General features: G+C 39.8%; 15 protein-coding genes. 6 read left to right on the top strand and 9 right to left on the bottom strand.

From position 1 onward, the window contains the following. Positions 1-492 precede the first annotated feature (492 nt). Positions 493-1,842 (top strand): ATP-binding response regulator, encoded by a 1,350-nt coding sequence (locus NSTCB13_RS33110; protein ID WP_448275263.1) that lies wholly within the window; start codon positions 493-495, stop codon positions 1,840-1,842. A gap of 16 nt (positions 1,843-1,858) precedes the next feature. Next, a complete protein-coding gene (locus NSTCB13_RS33105) occupies positions 1,859-2,983 on the top strand; it encodes a hybrid sensor histidine kinase/response regulator (RefSeq protein ID WP_448275262.1) in 1,125 nt (374 codons plus the stop codon). A gap of 435 nt (positions 2,984-3,418) precedes the next feature. On the opposite strand, the gene NSTCB13_RS33100 is transcribed toward NSTCB13_RS33105, so the two are convergent. Both NSTCB13_RS33100 and NSTCB13_RS33095 read right to left on the bottom strand, forming a co-directional pair. After that, complete coding sequence (locus tag NSTCB13_RS33100; RefSeq protein WP_448275260.1) at positions 3,419-5,221, bottom strand: ShlB/FhaC/HecB family hemolysin secretion/activation protein; 1,803 nt, start codon at positions 5,219-5,221, stop codon at positions 3,419-3,421. A 520-nt stretch (positions 5,222-5,741) separates the two neighbouring features. After that, positions 5,742-7,517: an SWIM zinc finger family protein gene (locus NSTCB13_RS33095; RefSeq protein ID WP_448275870.1), complete on the bottom strand. Its 1,776-nt coding sequence runs from the start codon at positions 7,515-7,517 to the stop codon at positions 5,742-5,744. Positions 7,518-7,945: 428 nt separating this feature from the next. On the opposite strand from NSTCB13_RS33095, the gene lpdA reads away from it, so the two are divergent. From lpdA to NSTCB13_RS33075, 4 genes are all read left to right on the top strand, one after another. Further along, complete coding sequence (lpdA, locus tag NSTCB13_RS33090) at positions 7,946-9,370, top strand: dihydrolipoyl dehydrogenase (protein WP_448275258.1); 1,425 nt, start codon at positions 7,946-7,948, stop codon at positions 9,368-9,370. Between the two features lie 138 nt (positions 9,371-9,508). Beyond that, positions 9,509-10,399, top strand: coding sequence for an indole-3-glycerol phosphate synthase TrpC (gene trpC / locus NSTCB13_RS33085; protein WP_448275256.1), 891 nt, complete (start codon positions 9,509-9,511; stop codon positions 10,397-10,399). Between the two features lie 240 nt (positions 10,400-10,639). Next, positions 10,640-10,891, top strand: coding sequence for a DUF5340 domain-containing protein (locus tag NSTCB13_RS33080; protein WP_069072137.1), 252 nt, complete (start codon positions 10,640-10,642; stop codon positions 10,889-10,891). Between the two features lie 117 nt (positions 10,892-11,008). Continuing rightward, on the top strand, positions 11,009-11,671 hold the full coding sequence (locus NSTCB13_RS33075) for a carbonic anhydrase (RefSeq protein ID WP_445631795.1): 663 nt from the start codon (positions 11,009-11,011) through the stop codon (positions 11,669-11,671). Between the two features lie 272 nt (positions 11,672-11,943). Here the strand turns inward: NSTCB13_RS33075 and NSTCB13_RS33070 are convergent, their stop codons facing one another. From NSTCB13_RS33070 to NSTCB13_RS33040, 7 genes are all read right to left on the bottom strand, one after another. Then, on the bottom strand, positions 11,944-12,102 hold the full coding sequence (locus NSTCB13_RS33070) for a YqaE/Pmp3 family membrane protein (RefSeq protein WP_179065728.1): 159 nt from the start codon (positions 12,100-12,102) through the stop codon (positions 11,944-11,946). A gap of 141 nt (positions 12,103-12,243) precedes the next feature. Continuing rightward, positions 12,244-12,591: a translation initiation factor gene (locus tag NSTCB13_RS33065; protein ID WP_445631794.1), complete on the bottom strand. Its 348-nt coding sequence runs from the start codon at positions 12,589-12,591 to the stop codon at positions 12,244-12,246. 175 nt (positions 12,592-12,766) lie between these two features. Continuing rightward, a complete protein-coding gene (locus tag NSTCB13_RS33060; protein WP_445631793.1) occupies positions 12,767-13,261 on the bottom strand; it encodes an ureidoglycolate lyase in 495 nt (164 codons plus the stop codon). Positions 13,262-13,376: 115 nt separating this feature from the next. After that, positions 13,377-14,396, bottom strand: coding sequence for an RpoD/SigA family RNA polymerase sigma factor (locus tag NSTCB13_RS33055; protein ID WP_445631792.1), 1,020 nt, complete (start codon positions 14,394-14,396; stop codon positions 13,377-13,379). A gap of 972 nt (positions 14,397-15,368) precedes the next feature. Continuing rightward, complete coding sequence (locus NSTCB13_RS33050; RefSeq protein ID WP_445631791.1) at positions 15,369-15,515, bottom strand: hypothetical protein; 147 nt, start codon at positions 15,513-15,515, stop codon at positions 15,369-15,371. Positions 15,516-15,971: 456 nt separating this feature from the next. Continuing rightward, positions 15,972-16,283: a hypothetical protein gene (locus NSTCB13_RS33045; protein WP_445631790.1), complete on the bottom strand. Its 312-nt coding sequence runs from the start codon at positions 16,281-16,283 to the stop codon at positions 15,972-15,974. 73 nt (positions 16,284-16,356) lie between these two features. Continuing rightward, positions 16,357-16,740: a hypothetical protein gene (locus tag NSTCB13_RS33040; RefSeq protein ID WP_448275255.1), complete on the bottom strand. Its 384-nt coding sequence runs from the start codon at positions 16,738-16,740 to the stop codon at positions 16,357-16,359. Positions 16,741-17,832 lie beyond the last annotated feature (1,092 nt).

Genomic DNA, 17,832 nt, shown 5'->3' with positions numbered 1-17,832 from the left:
TATCTGGTCTAACTAACCTGATAGGTAAAACAGTTCAAGCTTATGGTACACGATAATGGTATGCAACTCTCACCAATGACTGACGACGGTGGCTTCCTCACTCATCTACAATTGTTTTAAGCTTGGTAAAGTATTTTATTTTACTTTCTATCAACGGTGTCTGCTTGTTAATGACTAATTTTTTGCCAGACATTGGTCATTTGTTCAGAGTTAGTTACCATCTGGTAAATTAACCAGATTGAAGATACAACAGACTCAATTCAACCCAAGGAAAGACCCGAAAGAGCGAACGACATACTACTAACGGAGGATAACGAAGTTGTAGAATGTGATGAATGTCAAGCAGGTATTAAAGTGGATCTTTATGCAAAATTTCTTAATCAATCAAATTACAGGTTTTAAATGTCCGAAAATCTTATATTCTTTAGTTGGATAATCTAAAAAGATAAATTTTATACATCAACCTATGTTTGGCGGCGAAAATTAAAACCGATGGAAGAGACGCTGAAAATTTTGGTTGTAGACGATGACGAAGTAGACCGGATAGCAATCTGTTCTGCCCTGACTAAAGCAGGTGTTCGGATAGAACTGTCTGAAGTAGGCAATGGTAATGAAGCATTCTCTGTCTTAAGCATTACTACTTACGATTGTGTTTTCCTCGACTATCGTTTACCAGATCGGGACGCACTAACCTTGATTCAACAGCTACGTTCTTCAGAAATTAAAGTTCCTTTAGTAGTTATAACTGGTCAAGGAGATGAAGAAATTACTCTTCAATTATTAAAAGCTGGTGCTACAGACTATCTCTCTAAGTCTAAAATATCCCCAGAAATGTTGTCGCAGGTTTTGCGGAATGCAATTCGGATTTATCGGGCGGAAATACAGGCAGATTTGGCAAATCAGCAGCTTAGAGAAACTCACGAACAACTCATTTTTAAGAATCAAGAATTGGAGAGGCAACAGCAACAGATTCAAATGCAAAACTTCAAGTTATTGGAGGCATCACGTCTAAAATCACTTTTTTTGGCAACTATTTCCCACGAACTTAGAACGCCGATGAATGCGATTATTGGTTTTTCACAAATACTCTTGCGTCCTAAGTTCGGTCAACTAACGAATCAGCAAGCAGATATGGTTGAGCGCATTTTGAATAATGGGAAGCATTTACTGATGCTACTCAATGAAGTTCTCGATTTTTCCAAGCTGGAGGGAGGAGAATTAGATTTCAAGGCAGAAAGATTTGATATATCAAAGGTAATCAATCTCGTTGTCAGTGAAATGCGTTCCCTCGCTGATGCTAAAAATCTTTCATTGTTAGTACAAACTGATTTGCAAAATCCTTTGATATTTAACGATCCAGTTCGTGTCAAACAGATTTTGATTAACTTGCTTTCCAACGCCATTAAATTTACAGAGTCTGGTGAAATCTCGGTTGAGGTTAAGGAATTACCTGGAAATCGAGTAGTAGTTATCGTTAAAGATACAGGTATTGGCATAGCCCCCAAAGATTTTAAACATATTTTTGAAGCATTTCGGCAAGTCGATCAAACTATCACTCGCAAATATCCAGGTACAGGTCTGGGTTTGGCAATTATAGATTCGCTAGTGCGAATGATGGGCGGTAAAATATTTCTTGAGAGTAAATTGGGGGTGGGTTCAATTTTTAAAATTGAATTGCCACGTCAAATTACATTACCGACTGTAGCAGCAAATGCTCCAGCTTCACAGTTAGATCGGGATGATTTTTTTTCTCCTGCACAAAATCCTCATCATTCCTCTTCTCAAGCCAGAAAAATACCAATAGAATATCCTAAATTGAAAAATTACTTCCAGAAAAACTGATAAAAATTTATAAATCATGTCTGTAGTTGAAAATAATAAAGTTTATCGGATATTAGCAGTTGACGACACTCAAGATAATCTGATTTTGGTTCAAGCAATTTTAGAAAGTGAGGGGTATGAAATTGATTTGGCTTCAGATGGAATAAAAGCTTTACGGAAAATTGAGCAATCTCCACCCGATCTGATTCTGTTAGATGTAATGATGCCGGGGATAGATGGTTATGAAGTCACACGTCGGATTCGGAATAACCCTGCTATCTCTTATATTCCAATTCTATTAATTACTGCCTTTCATCAATCCAGCGTTGTCGAAGGTTTGGATGCTGGTGCTGACGATTTTATTCGTAAACCATTTGATACTGATGAACTACTGGCAAGGGTGCGATCGCTATTACGTCTCAAGCACAGTCTGGACGAACAACAAAAAATGGCCCGCCAACGGGAAGATTTTGTTTCCCGTCTGACTCATGATTTACGAACTCCCCTAGTAGCCGCCGATCGCATGTTGAATTTGTTTGAAATGGAAACATTCTGCAAAATTTCGCCGGAAATGAAACAAGCGATCGCAGTCATGATTCGTAGTAACCAAAATTTGATGGAAATGGTCAACACCCTATTAGAAGTCTATCGCTTCGAGGCGGGTAAAAAAACGTTGAATTGGGAGGAATGCGATTTATGTGAGATATCTCAAGAAGTAGTCAACGAATTAATTCCTCTAACTAATGAAAAAGGCTTGACTCTGGAAATTGATACCCGTCAATTAGATCCACTGAGTCCAAATGCTGCTATTATCATGGGCGATCGTTTGGAATTACGGCGAGTGTTAAACAACTTGATTGCAAATGCCATCAAATTTACAGATACAGGAGGCATAACAATCCGCATTTATGAAACATCATCTAATCCAGGAGATCCAGATTCGGTAGTAATTGAGGTAGAAGATACAGGATATGGAATTGCGCCAGAAGATCGGGCAACAATTTTTGAGCGATTTCGCCAAGGCAGAAATAAACGATCGGGTAGTGGCTTAGGACTACATCTATCCCATCGCATTATAGAAGGGCACGCAGGAACTATCAAGGTCGCTTCGGAAGTAGGGAAAGGTAGTTTATTTACTGTGCAACTACCTAAAAATGCTTAAGTTGTTCTCCTTCACCACCGATTATTTTGCGGATATCTCCCAAGAAATTACATTTAATTTTGAATGTATTTTGATGCGCCCAGCAAAAATAAAATTAGCTTAAATTAATATGGATTAATTACAGCAGCATTTGAAGGTTAATCCAATCAGAATATTGCTGGATAACTTGCCTCTTCCAATATTTGTATACTCCCAACGGTAGATGTATCGCTCGATTAAAATAACTAAATCTACTTTTGTATCATTCTATAGATAGTAGAAATAACTATTTTACAAAGTTATTATTCAACATATTAATGCCTGAAAAACGTGTATGCACCCTGGAATCATAACCCAGGGTCTTTTTTATAAAAACCTAGATAATCATCATTTTTTCATCATTGACTACTGTCCATGTCCACTCTCAACTTTTAATAGGGTGGACATGGACAGCAGTTAAAAAGGATTATAAAGTAAACTAAAATACAGACCGTTTTCTTGTAATGTTCTCTCATTTGAGTTAACAGATACCAAAGGAATACCCCAGTCAAGACGAACGGTGAAGCGATCGCCCTGTGCCCAACGCAACCCCAGACCAACAGCAGCTAAAGTATTGCGATCGGGATTCTCTCTATTAGAACTGTTCCAGCCAACACCAAAATCCACAAAGGGGATAACCTTTAAGGTGCTATTTATCTGGGGTAAGCGCAGAATTGGGACTTGAACTTCCGCAGAAACAAAAGTGCCATTATCTGTGAGCAGATAATCTTGACGGTAGCCGCGAACGCTATCCTGCCCACCTATGCCAAATTGCTCAATAGGCAGAAGTGTTGTAGATGCAAGTTGCGTATTTAAACGAAGTAACAGTAAGGTTTCAGGAGCTAAAAGGCGGGCCCACTGTGCTTGCCCTTGCCAAGCAAAAAAACGGCTATCAGGAGCATCTTGATTAACTGTGGCATTCAACACATCTATGCCCAAACTGAATTGAGAGCGTAGGGCGATGACTTCCCGACTGTTACGACTCGTCCATTCTTGAAAAAATCGCAACGCAGATACCCTAGTGCGTCCCTCTTCATCAGCACCAGGTGAAAGTAGAGAGGGGGGAAACCCTCCTTCGCTCTCTTTTTGTAGTTTCCACGAAATATCACTTTCGCGTCGGGAAGCTGTTAACCCCAGAGCAAACTCTTGTGTAGGAGTTTGAACTATGGGCTGGCGGAATGTCACTTCGTAGTAGCGAGAAGCCGATTCGATATCTAAAGTGTCGAAAGGAGGCTCAATGACATTACTCGACGTAGTGCCATAGTTAAAGCTAAGAGTTCCGTTGCGGGGATTAAGAGGCAATGTGTAACTAGCATCAAAGGAGTTGCTACCATCAGTATTGGTGTAGCCTACACTCAGACCATCCCCCAATCCAAGTAAGTTGGCTTCATTCAATCGTAATCCGCGTCGAAAACTGCCAACACTAGGCGATCGCCCATTATCAAGAATTATTTGACCACTAAAGGTTTTTGCCTCACTGATTTTAACTTCCAAAAGACTCGTACCCGTTTGCGATCCTGCTGAGAGTTCAGCAGTCACGTTTTTAATCAAAGGATTAAGTTGCAAAAGTTGCAAGGCTTCTAATAGACGCTGGCGATTCAGAGGTGGTGATGTCGCAATTGCTAGTCGGCTGCGGACATAATTCGGATTCAGCCGCCGAGTCCCAGTTACCTGAATATCTTCTAATTTACCTTCAACCACCTGAATTTTGACAACACCAGATTGGATTGTTTGAGGTGGAATATAGGCGCCAGAAGTAATGTAACCATTTTTGACATATAGATCGGTGATTTTAGAACGTGCTTGATACACTTGGGTCAGTGAGATCGGTCGTTTGGTAAATTCAGCAGTGGCTTGGGCTAACTCTTGGGCGCTAAAAACTGTGCTACCAACAACTTCAAAGCGTTCAACAACAATAGTTTGAGGAAAGTTGCCAGGGAGTGGTGTTTCAGGTGTGGGAGTTGGGGCAGAGGGTGGAAGTAGTTGTGCTGGTGGGGGGAGTGGCTGTGGCACTTCCGGTGAGGGAAGTGGTGAAGGTGTGGGTGGTTGGATATCCTGTGGTGGTGGAATTCGTTGTGATAGGATGAAATTACTAGTTGATAATTGTGTAGTATCAACAGCCTGAGCTTTCAGTGGACTTAAAGATGTACTGCCAAGTAATAGAAACATACTCAGCGGTAAGCAGGACAGTATAAGATTCTGAGGGTATTTATCAATCATCGCACTGGACTATTTTTGTCAGTAACTATGGGATTATACGAGGACTGCTTCAGATGTGAATCTTACTTCATCTTTTGTCGCTAAAGTTGATATCTTGAGCAAATCTCAATTTAAAAGCTAAATCATCTGATGATTGCAGACTTAAAAGTATTAATAAGATATCTGGTGAAATGAAATTAATTATGCGTTGCTCGAAATCCTTGTTAGGCAAAATTTATGTAGTCAAAGGCTTCCCGTACCACTACGTGGAAGCAAGCTACGCGTAGGATTTCCGTGCTTTTTTTACAGTTTAAATCTGATACCAAATTTCTGATTTAGTGTGCTGCAATCAGTGTAGGTCTTTCCCTTATGTGTCTCTGAAAGACAAGCCTACACCGCTCATTGAAACCTCCCACTTGCTGCCTTCTTCACTAGACTTCTTGTATAAGTCGGGAAAAGGGCAAAAGGTTCTGTATTGTCCCCTTCCCCTTTAACCTTTACCCTTTTCCCCTCTCTTGCAAAAGTGCTTTTTGCAAGAGGTCTACTCCATACCACTTTCCTTAAACATTCCCATCAATTTACGTTTACGAGCGTGAGTTTGCATCAAGTTTTCCCGATAGCTTAACCAGTCAGCTTTCTTCCCAGATTTCAGGTAGGCATTACGCGCCTTTTTTAACCATTCAACCGCGTAATAATAGTATTCGGCTTTACCTGCATCCATAATCTTTTCAGCACGGCGACGAGCATTAGCAATCACCCAACCAGGATTATGAGGGATAGCAGCATCCATGACTCGGTGAATTAACTCTGAACGATCGGAACTTAGTTCGCTAGCGATCGCAATTGCATCATCAATTAGCCCTTCATGCAAAAATATATCTACCTTGGCTGATTCTGTTCCCCAACCATTACAAGTACGAACAATTCTCAGCAGGTCTGTTTTGACACTTCCCCAGTTTTCCCCAGCCAATTCTGCCATTTTTTGGTAGTCCACCAAGGAGGGCTTCACTTGAAAAGCCGCCTTGATTGCTAATAAAGCAGCTTCACTATTACCCAACTCAATAGCTAAATCACTTGTCCAAATTCCCAATTCGTACTGACAATTACCGGATAAATTTAATCCACTCTCGGCTATATCTAATGCTTGCTGTAATGCTCCCTGAAGGCTGAGTGTTTTCGCTAGGGCAAAGGCTTCTTCCATTGAGTTCATCTGGGTTTGAGCAGCATCAATTGCTTCTTCCACCCTGCCTAAACGCCCCAACATTATCAGATATTGCTGGGTTTGCCCTTCCGCTTCTGCTAAATACAGGTATTCTTGATAACGTTCTTGACGTTCGAGAATTTTCAGGCGAATTAATGCCAAATCATCAGCATAATCTGGTACGTCTTCTTCCCAAGCTCCCCTTTCAGTAATGTTACCTTGGAGAACTTGTACTAGTGGCGGATAATCCCAACCTTGGCGTAAAGCCTCCATAACTAGACCAAAATCAGCATTCCACTCATCTTGCCAAGCTTCCAAATTTATTTGAATATCAACTTTTTCTTCTGGAGTAAGTTCGGTGCTGAGAATTGCTTCACACCAAGCATTATTTAATTTTGCGACAACTTCATCATTTTCAGCGCCATATTCGGCAACATCATCCCAATTTTCCGCACAGGTAGAAGTAATCGCCTCCAAAATAGCGATCGCATTTTCACCTTCTCCCCGTTCGCTAAAAGTTACCGCAGTTTGCACTACACTCAGCAAATCTTCGCCAATTGGGTCTTCTTCGTATCCCTCCTCAAAGTAGCGCACGGTATCCTTGAGAATCTGCCGTACTTGCCGCCGAAACGGAGCCGGATCGAGAGTATTGCGGCGTACAAATTTTAGGGTTGTTTGGTTATCAGCAGGATTCGTCATCCAACTTACATGACGGTCAATCGCCTCAATTAGGGGGGGGTATTCTGCTACCAACTCTTGCAGCAGCCTTTGAGTTTGGATATAATCCAGGCGATTTAGTAGTTCCTCAAGGGTGGGGCGCTGCTCAATATTTTCTGAGTTACGCGCACAAACGAGCATCGTGGCGACAATGTGTTTGCACCACCCTTCATAGTCGTAGGCACAGGTGCATTTTACTGAGGTTAACCCACTGCTATCGAAATTCAGGCTGACATGATAAGGTCTAGCTTCGGTGCCGACAACATCTGCCTGAAGCCGATGACCACGTTGGATAACGGCATGAACAGCACCAGCGTTATAATATGCCTCGCCCCGCTGGAAAGATTTGGCGTTGGCATGACGGCGGATAGTAAATTCACTAATTTGAGGAATAGACATCGAGCGATCGCCTGCGTAAATCTTCTGGATCAATCCTAAATCCAGCTTAGTGTTACGCTAACGCGCTGTAAAGAAAAAGGTGTGGCGATTCTGAATGAGACTGCAATTTCTATTCATTAACTAGCTCATAACAGGGAATCAGTTTCATTACCCTGCAAATACTCACTTCATTTCTTGTCGCTTTTCTGGGAAAACCAACCCATATAATGAAAATATCCATATTTTCGCCAGAAGTGAGTGAATCATAATTTGAGTTAGCAATACCCAAACCTGAAATCAGTGAACAGTCAACAGTAAACAGTCAGGGTAATGTAAGGTAAGGGATTTAGAGTTCAGCGATAAAACTGATAACTGATAACTGTTAAAAGGGTTGCGCTGATTGTCGGTCAAGTTGAGAATAAATAGGCGAAGCAGACGGGGAAACTAACGTGAGTCAAGGATATGATTACGATTTAGTAATTATCGGCGCTGGTGTAGGCGGACATGGCGCAGCCTTACACGCCGTAAGTTGTGGTTTGAAAACAGCAATTATTGAAGGTGCTGATATGGGAGGAACCTGTGTTAATCGGGGCTGTATTCCTTCTAAAGCGCTGCTGGCAGCATCTGGACGTGTGCGGGAGTTACGCAATGCCCACCACCTCAAGTCACTGGGAATTCAAATTGGTAGCGTAGAATTCGATCGCCAAGCGATCGCTAATCATGCTAACGATCTCGTCTCGAAAATTCAAGGCGACTTAACCAACAGCCTCAAACGTCTAAAAGTCGATATTATCAGAGGTTGGGGAAAAATCGCTGGGGCACAAAAAGTCTCGATCGTCGGAGACGGTGGCGAAAAAACCATCACAGCCAAAGACATTATCCTTTCGCCTGGTTCAATTCCTTTTGTGCCTCCAGGGATTGAAGTAGACGGCAAAACTGTCTTTACCAGCGACCAAGGTGTGAAGTTGGAATCACTACCAGAGTGGGTAGCAATTATTGGCAGTGGTTATATCGGCTTAGAATTTTCTGATATTTACTCAGCTTTGGGTTGTGAAATCACCTTGATTGAAGCCCTAGATCAGTTAATGCCAGGATTTGACCGCGATATTGCCAAACTTGCCGAACGGGTGCTAATTACTCCCCGCGATATTGAAACGAAAGTCGGGATATACGCTAAAAAAGTCATTCCCGGTTCACCTGTGGTAATTGAGTTAGCAGATTTCAAAACCAAGGAAGATATAGATGTCATCGAAGTAGATGCTTGCTTGGTGGCTACAGGACGCATCCCAGCGACCAAAAATCTTGGTTTAGAGTCTGTGGGTGTGGAACTCGATCGGCGGAATTTTATTCCAGTAGACGATCGCATGGCAGTACTATCAGCAGGTGAAGTCGTACCGCATTTGTGGGCAATTGGCGATGCTAATGGGAAGATGATGTTAGCACATGCGGCTTCTGCTCAAGGCATCATCGCGGTAGAAAATATAGTTGGGAGGGAAAGAATAGTAGACTATCGCAGCATCCCCGCAGCGGCATTTACCCACCCAGAAGTCAGCTATGTAGGCTTAACTGAAACAGCAGCTAAGGAGTTGGGACAAGCTGAAGGGTTTGAAATTGCCACCAGTAGGAGTTACTTCAAAGGAAATTCCAAAGCGCTGGCAGAAAATGAAGCCGACGGTATTGCCAAGGTGATATATCGCAAAGACACCGGGGAAGTCTTGGGCGTCCACATTTTCGGACTGCACGCCTCAGACTTAATTCATGAAGCCTCAGCTGCGATCGCCAACCGTCAATCTGTCCAAAGTCTCGCACATCTAGTTCACGCCCATCCGACACTTTCGGAAGTCCTGGACGAAGCTTATAAACGAGCCATCTAAAAGTTAGAAGTGAAAAGTTAGGAGTGAAGAATTAATATCCCTAACTCCTGTACAGACGCGATTAATCGCGTCTCTACTCCCAACTCCTAACTCCTAACTCCCAACTCCTAACTCCTAACTCCTAACTCAGCACTAATTATGCAAATCCGTCGCCGTTCACCTAACCCAGCTATTTCCGTGTCCATGTTACGTTATCAGGCTGCCGTACCTGATGCAGCGCCAAACAACATTTTGGAAGAAATTGTCTGGCATAAAGAAGTTGAAGTTGACCAAATGCGTGAAAGGCTGCCTTTACGGGAATTGCAACATCAAGCACTCTCTGCGCCACCAACCCGTGATTTTGTTGCTGCTTTGCGTCAAGGTAAGACAAAGCCAGCATTGATTGCCGAAGTTAAAAAAGCTTCACCGAGTAAAGGCGTTTTACGAGCAGATTTTGACCCAGTAGCGATCGCCCTATCTTATCAGCAAGGAGGTGCTAGTTGTCTTTCTGTACTCACAGATGTCAAGTTCTTTCAAGGTAGTTTTGACAATTTAGCCAAAGTCCGGGCTGCCGTAGATTTGCCCCTACTGTGTAAAGAGTTTGTCATCTATCCTTACCAGATGTACTTAGCACGGGTTCAGGGTGCAGATGCGATTTTGTTGATTGCAGCTATTTTGAGCGATCGAGATTTGCAATACTTCTTGAAAATTGCTAACAACCTGAAAATGGCAGCCTTGATTGAAGTCCATAGTTTGGCAGAACTTGACCGTGTGTTAGCCTTAGATGGAGTCTCCCTGATAGGAATCAATAATCGCAATTTGGAAGATTTCTCTGTCGATCTGCAAACTACTTGCCAACTTTTGGCTGCAAGGGGTAGACAATTGCAAGAGAAAAATATCCTTGTTGTCAGCGAGTCAGGACTACACAACCCAGAAGATTTGAGTTTAGTGCTGACAGCAGGTGCATCTGCTGTACTCATTGGAGAATCTTTGGTAAAACAACCAGATCCCGGCGCTGCGATCGCCCGTATATTACCGAGGAATTTTTGAAATAAACACCCCATCTGCCCTAAAAGGCGCAGGGCTGCACATAATAGTTGAGCAATTGGGCATACTATGCGTATACACGCAGCACTTTGCTATCAAATATCATCAATATCTTTGCTAAATCTTCATTGCTAATCAAACCAAAGCCATAAGCAACTAGTTATTTATTATGTAACAATTTATTAACAAGAAATAAACTGTGACTAATACAAAATCCCAAATATGAAATCAAAAGTTAACTTCATGGAGCAAATTCCTCTACCTTCGCCTATTCACTACGAACTTATACTTCAACTCTTAGAAAGACAAACTATGTTAGCAGTCAATGATAATCCAGATTTACGGCATCAGGTGAATCAGCTAATTATTACTCTCCGTAAAGCTGCTGTACAGCAAAAGCGACTAGAAGAAATTTGCGAGTTTTCCTCTGTAACTATCGATCACCGTTGGTCAATCAACCATCATAACGATAGCAAAGTTGTTGCCCCCGATTGAAAAAGATTGTCATCTTTATCAGATTTTAGTTCAGAGAAAGTTCATCTTGATTTAGACAAAACTGGAGATCGGTTAAAATAAAATATTGATGAGATTCTCTCTCGAATTTGACGAAAGATGAAATACAACAGCATTGATGAACTCCTCAGAAATAATCAGGCTTGGGTTGCCGAAAAGCTAGCTCTAGATCCAACTTACTTTCAAGAATTATCTAACGGACAAACACCACCTTTTCTATACATTGGCTGTTCTGATAGTCGTCTGGCATTAACAAAATTTACCCGTACAGAACCAGGAGAGTTATTTGTACATCGTAATATTGCCAATCAAGTTTCTCTAACGGATATAAACTTTTTAGCCGTTTTAGAATACGCAATTTTACACCTGAAAGTGGAACACATTATCGTTTGTGGTCACTACGATTGCGGAGGAATTAAGGCAGCTTTAGAAGGGCGAACTATCGGAATTCTTGATAACTGGGTAAATCCGATTCGGGAACTGTATTTAGAGAAACAAGAAGAAATTGATACTTTGCCAACAAGAGAAGAACGTCTGAATCGCTTGGCAGAAATCAATGTTGTGGCGCAAGTGAAAAATCTTTACCAAACTTCCGTCATGCGTCAAGTACTCCATGAGCGAAAAGCACCTATGGTTCACGGCTGGGTATTAGATATAAGCACTGGGTTAATCAAAGATTTAAACGTTTCAACTGTGCAATGGCAATTGCACATCTGCCCCTTGCTTCTAGAATTTAGACTCTATGCCATGTTAAAAAGTTAGAGTTAATTCGGTATTTACCGCCACACATAAGCCGACATTAAAGACTTGATAAATATTGTTTTTACAACTTTTATTTAGATATCGCGTTTTCTTAAGTAGTGTTTATATATATTTCAAAAATAAAATAGTATTTTTAGAGCTTTTTGTTTAATTAAAGTTACGAATACAAAGTAGTTAAGTTCATAAACTTTTTTATAGAGGCAATTTATGAATCGCCTCTATAACAATCACTAACACAGATATTGGTACGCTTAACCTACTTCTACAAAGAATTATTTCTTAGCAATTATCCATACTGCATGAATAATCCCAGGAATGTAACCAAACAGCGTCAAAAGTATATTAATCCAAAAGTCTATACCAAAACCTACTTGTAAAAAAACTCCCAAAGGCGGCAGAAAAATGGCACACAGAATCCGAACTAAATCCATTTAAACCTCCTGTTAATCTCAAAAAAGACAGCTTGTTGGCAAACTAATTTACCACTGTTCAAGCATATTTGTACTTCTCAAAGATAACATTCCCTCTCTTAATCTAGATAGCGCTTAAGATACGGTAAACCGCACTCAAAATTAGCCACCGCTAATTTTGGCTTTGTAACCTAGCTTGGTCAAAATCTCAACAATTTTCTGTTTGTGTTCGCCCTGAATTTCAATTTCGTTGTCTTTAAGTGTCCCACCTGTCCCACACTGGGTTTTCAACTGCTTCACCAAATCTGCTAAGGTTTCCGGTTTGGCTTGAAAACCGCTAATTACTGTGACGGTTTTGCCTTTGCGTCCTTTGCGGGAAGCTTGTACTTTCAAATTTTGTTGTTGTGGGGGTAGTTCTGGAATCGGTCTTTCTGTGGCGGCGGAGTTGTCATTGCCAAATTCGCGGTAGACAAAGCTTTTGTCAGAAGATTGAGACTTGGAAGAAGACATAAAATGAATGTTTAAGAAAAATTTCAAAAGCAGTGGAAACTTCTACGCAACCATTCTGCTGGGATACAATTTCTAGGCTAACATTACACATCCATACATCATAACCAAACTGACGTAATACTTGAACTGATTCAGGAAAATGGCTTGTCTATATCTATAATTAAACTAATTTTACCTAAACCATCTCAAACTCTAATTGATGACTCTTAAGAAAATCATGGGTGAAATGATCCACCATATTGGTATCAGCTAGTTCCAAATTATAAAAATCCACAGCTTCATGGTCAAAATGGGGGCCAGCGTGCCAAGTACCCTCATGTAGCTTGATAAAACAATTTCCCGGAATGCGGAAAGCAGCAATATCTTCTAATGCTGGTTCATTCACATCATTATGAGGAGGACAAACTGCAATTAACCAATCCTTCCCTTCCAAAGAACCCAGACATTGAGTGCATTGCACATGGCGAGTAATTTTGTGAAACTTTCGTCCTATTTTCTCCAATCGCATAAGATAAAATCGTGGAATCCCGTTTTGCAGGTTTAACTGGGCATCTTCCCCATCGTAAGTTTTGCCATCAAGACTTGCAAAAATAACCTGTCCATAAGGCCGAAAGTTTTCAGGAGTCACCCATTGCACTTGCAACTGTTGCACTGTCTTTGATGTGCTCATATCAAATCATTAAAAGTGATTATCTAAGTTTATTTTCGCCCATAATGACTGAATTTTACACAGTTATGATAGTGACTTCCTGAGTTTAAATGCCCTAAATTATGAAAAAATAACCTCAGCTAGCTAGATAACTACGTACTTGTTCTTTTTGGCGCCGGAGGAGACTAAGAGCTTTTTGTTCTATCTGACGCACCCGTTCTCGACTAATACCCATGCGATCGCCAATCTGTGCTAAAGAAAGTTCATACCCATCCGTTAGACCAAAACGTAGGGTTAATATTTCTCGCTGCTGGGGAGACAGCTTTGCCAATAAGTCTTGTAAGTCTTGGTGGAGAGATTCTTCAACGGCATAATCTTCAGGAGAAGGACCATCATCCTCCAGTATGTCTTGCAATTCTGTATCTTGTTGTTCGCCAACTCTCGCCTCTAGAGAGAAGGGCTGACGGGCCAAGTACAAACACTCTCGAACCTGGCTAGCTGTCAAAGATAAGGCAGTGGCAATTTCAGCAGTAGTAGGAACGCGACCCAACTGTTGAGATAATTCTCGCTGCACCCGTTTAATTTTGTTCAGTTTCTCAAAGATGTGGATCGGTAAACGAATTGTACGTCCTTGTTGAGCGATCGCCCGTGTAATTCCTTGACGAATCCACCAGTAAGCGTAGGTAGAAAACTTATAACCAAGGGCGGGATCAAATTTATCTACCCCTCGCTCTAAACCTAAAGTACCTTCTTGAATTAAATCCATAAATTCCAGGTTGCGGTGCTGGTATTTCTTTGCCACAGCTACCACTAACCGGAGATTAGCCTGAATCATTTTCTGTTTGGCGTGGTGTCCTAAATTTAGCTGTTGCTCTAGCACCTCCACAGTTAACTCCACCCGATCTGCCCATTCTTGTAGCGTGGGTTCGTGGTTTAATTTGACAGCCAATTCATCCTTAGCAGCTAATAAATTCATCATCTGCTGCACTTGTTGGGCAAAAATAACCTCTTGTTCGCGAGTCAACAAATCTACACGTCCGATATCTTGCAGATAACTACGCACAATATCATCTGTAGATCGAGGCTTTTTATCTGCGGTTAAACTTTTTTTCTTCGTTTTTTGAACTTCGGTATGTGGAGATGTTAAGTTGCTCATGGTTATTTGCTCCTCTGTAACCTCATCAATTTATTGGTATCAAGTCTAGATATTCAGACCCACAGCCATTTCACACTGCTAATCATAGATATCTTGCAAAAGTACTTAACACCCCATCCTTTAATTTCCTTCCCGCTTTTGGGGGAGGTAGACAAAGCAACGCTTTGCGAGGTGGGTTTATTAATTTGTAATTTATGCAAAAGGTCTAATCAATTTGCAACACTGATGAATTCTGATCTATGATACATTACAAGTTAATTCTTGGAGATAATAAACCCAAAATCAACCTACTCCTTAATAATAACATCATCATCAGTCACAAATCAATTACCTAAAGTATCATTAGCATATCCTTGGAAGTAATTACATTCCTTTATTATTGATTTTTGCATTTTCTAAAATTCAATTAACAATTAAATTTAGTCTAGTTATCCAATGCGCTTACTGGAAAAGTAAAAAATACTGAGCTACGATTCCATTATCTAAAAGATAAATTATTAATAGCAACTCTGAAAAATCACAAAAAGTTCATTTTTGTAATTGTTCATAGTCTAATTATCAATAAATGTAATTCATGAAATAAAAACTCATTAAATATAAAATATGCATTTTTTACCTCATTTTTTTGTAATACAATCTAAGCATATCAAGCCAAGTACATAGTGGGCGATCGTTAAATATGAAAGAAAGAATTTCTCCTGCTTCCCCTCTTTAATAACCGCTTTCTTTAAGAATCTGGTCAAATACTTTAGTAATGAGGCATCTACTGAAATTAATTATACGATATCCAGAACACCTGCACAGACGTAGCACTGCTACATCTGTACATTCATTCTTACTCATATCTCTTTCCTGAAATTTAGGACGATCCAGAAGACGCAGATATCTGTGACAATTGCACTTGTGTCATAATTTAACGCAGACATCTGTATTGGATGCGGTACAATCAACTCGATTACTACTAGAGAAATTTTATGGACTAAAAGTACTAACAGTGGTAGTATTAACATCAAGGATAATACTTGGCAAGACAGCAACACCCGCGATCGCCCTAACTAATATTCTCTTGAAGCGAAAAGATTTTTGTGTAAAAGTATCTAGTTGATTGCTGTGCAGCATTGCTTAAACAACAACATTCCCACTTTTTGGAGAAGTCGGAAATAGTCTAAAACTCCTAATGAAGGAATATCTCACAGCTTTATCGCTTACTAGTTTTAACTTTTAGTTGCACAAAAGCACAATTATCTATCTACATAAATGATTGGCTTATTGCAAAGATTTTTGGGAAAATGGTACTATATTGAAGTTTTAATCTAACTCTTCAACTATGACTTTAGTAGATATTGGTTAAGAAAAGCATTCACCTCATTGGCGCATAACCCAACATTAACTATTTTTCCTGCAATTCTTGAGAATGTCTAATCCTTTACCATTATTGCAGTGGTCTGGATCGAGTATAGATACATATATTTCATGTATCCGACAATCTTTAGCGATCGCTAAAGCACATACAGGTGTGCGTCCATGAAAAGAACAAGGTTCAAGAGTTATATCATGTCGGCTAATCACTTATGATTAACGTATCTGTGCAAAAATCCCAAAAGTCTCTTTCCCCCAGCTAATAGCCCCCAGCAAGAACTGCCCTCTAAATAATAAGTCTTCAACCTGACATGATATTACATACATTTTCAACAAGTTGAAAGCTTTACCTTGAATCTGTTTAAGTGCGTCAGCTTCAGCATGGTGTTTTCCTGGTGCTTGCGTGTATCCTTGAGCTACTATCTCTTGGCCATATACGATCGCACAGCCTACTGGTGGGTTCGGCAAACATTCCGGCAAAGCTTTTCTGCTTTGAGCTAAAGCAGCCAGCATAAATATTTCATCCATATTTGAGCGTAAATTATCTAGATAAATCACACTACCAAGAATTAGCTATTTTTTGTTAAAAAAGTTCCTAATATCAAAACTTAGTAACTGTCACACTAATACCAGAATCCAGTTTCGGAACTTTGAGATACTCAATTGGTTCAGTACTTTGAGTCTTGATTGGCTCCTGACATTGCTTAAAAAAAGCGCTGGGGTTATTGATGAACTCAAGCGGGTTAATTTTTTGGCATCCTCGCTCCTGCATTAGCGAAATTGATTCAGCAGTTTGTTTGGAATTATTAGTCTGTCCGATCAAATTACTCCATGTAGTATTAATCGTAGCTGGTTCTGTCAATAAAACTCCAGCCCGATCGCGATCGCCTATTTTTATGGGAACATTCTCTTGATTAGCATAGGCACTTTGACTGAGAGTGAATGCGCTAATCACAATGCCTAAGATCATAAAAGAGGATTTCATAATTCAATCTCTCAACATTTAATGTCAGTTTAATAATTACAATTGCCTAAATATAAAAACCAAGAAATAGCAGGCTAGCTTGAGTACCTTAGATTAACACACGTAATAATAAATATAGGGAAACTTCATTAAAAATATGTGAAATCTAGTAGAATCTGACGGGAGTTTGCCTAACTTGAACAAGTTGCTTAAGCTATTTGTCTGCTTAATTGAGATAGTAGCTGGATTTTTGCTATTTTGTACTAGTCTGATATAGACTAATTTCTCGATTTAGTCACGCTGTTATTTGATGCTCGTTTGTTGGACTGCGTTAAATTTAAGCTGGAGCCAATTTACTTAGTAATCGTATATATTTCATTTGTGTTACAAAAATGAATGTATTTCTACATAAAGGCAAATTAAACTGATTGCGAGTCTTTATAGGTTCAATACCTAAATCATGCAATTTTATGATTGCTAGTACCGTATTATTACCAAATTTGACTATTATTTAGAGCAAAAATAAATTGTTAATTAAAGTTTTGAAGTAGCTTCTGTAAAGATTCATCCAGTCTTTCTAGGTATCTTTTTCACTGTCTAAAGCCTATCTCTGAAGTGCTTCCATTGCTTATATACTGACACAATTCTTCTATTCCTTACCCGGAACGAATTAACTCCTCTTGTCTTTTAAGAATTAGCAGACTGAGAATGAATATATTAGTCTATTGTATAAATTTTTTGTAAAGTTATAAAAATCAATGTTTTTACATAATATGATAGTGATTGTTAGCTTACTAATCAATACTTGCATTAGTAGTAGCATAAAACGAAGTTAACTAAAATTAAGTAAGCCCCAAAAATGGAAAGCGACTAAATCAGGGATAAATTTGTGATTTATCCTGTTTTTGCTCTCATTATAGTATCAGTATAAGTTAAAATTACAGCTTGCAAAACTATTAGTTAACTTCAGATATTGAAGAAACTCAGCAGCAAGTTATTAGCTACGAATTCATGCAAATATTAATATCGCAAAATAGACTTTATTAGGAATGTAGTCACAATTTTGAGAACAATTTGCTGTAAGTAAATAGTCTTTTTATAAAAGTTTACATA

Source organism: Nostoc sp. DSM 114160, assembly GCF_053470305.1.
The sequence above is the reverse complement of the archived record's forward strand: the minus strand, read 5'-3'. Positions and strand labels throughout refer to the sequence as shown.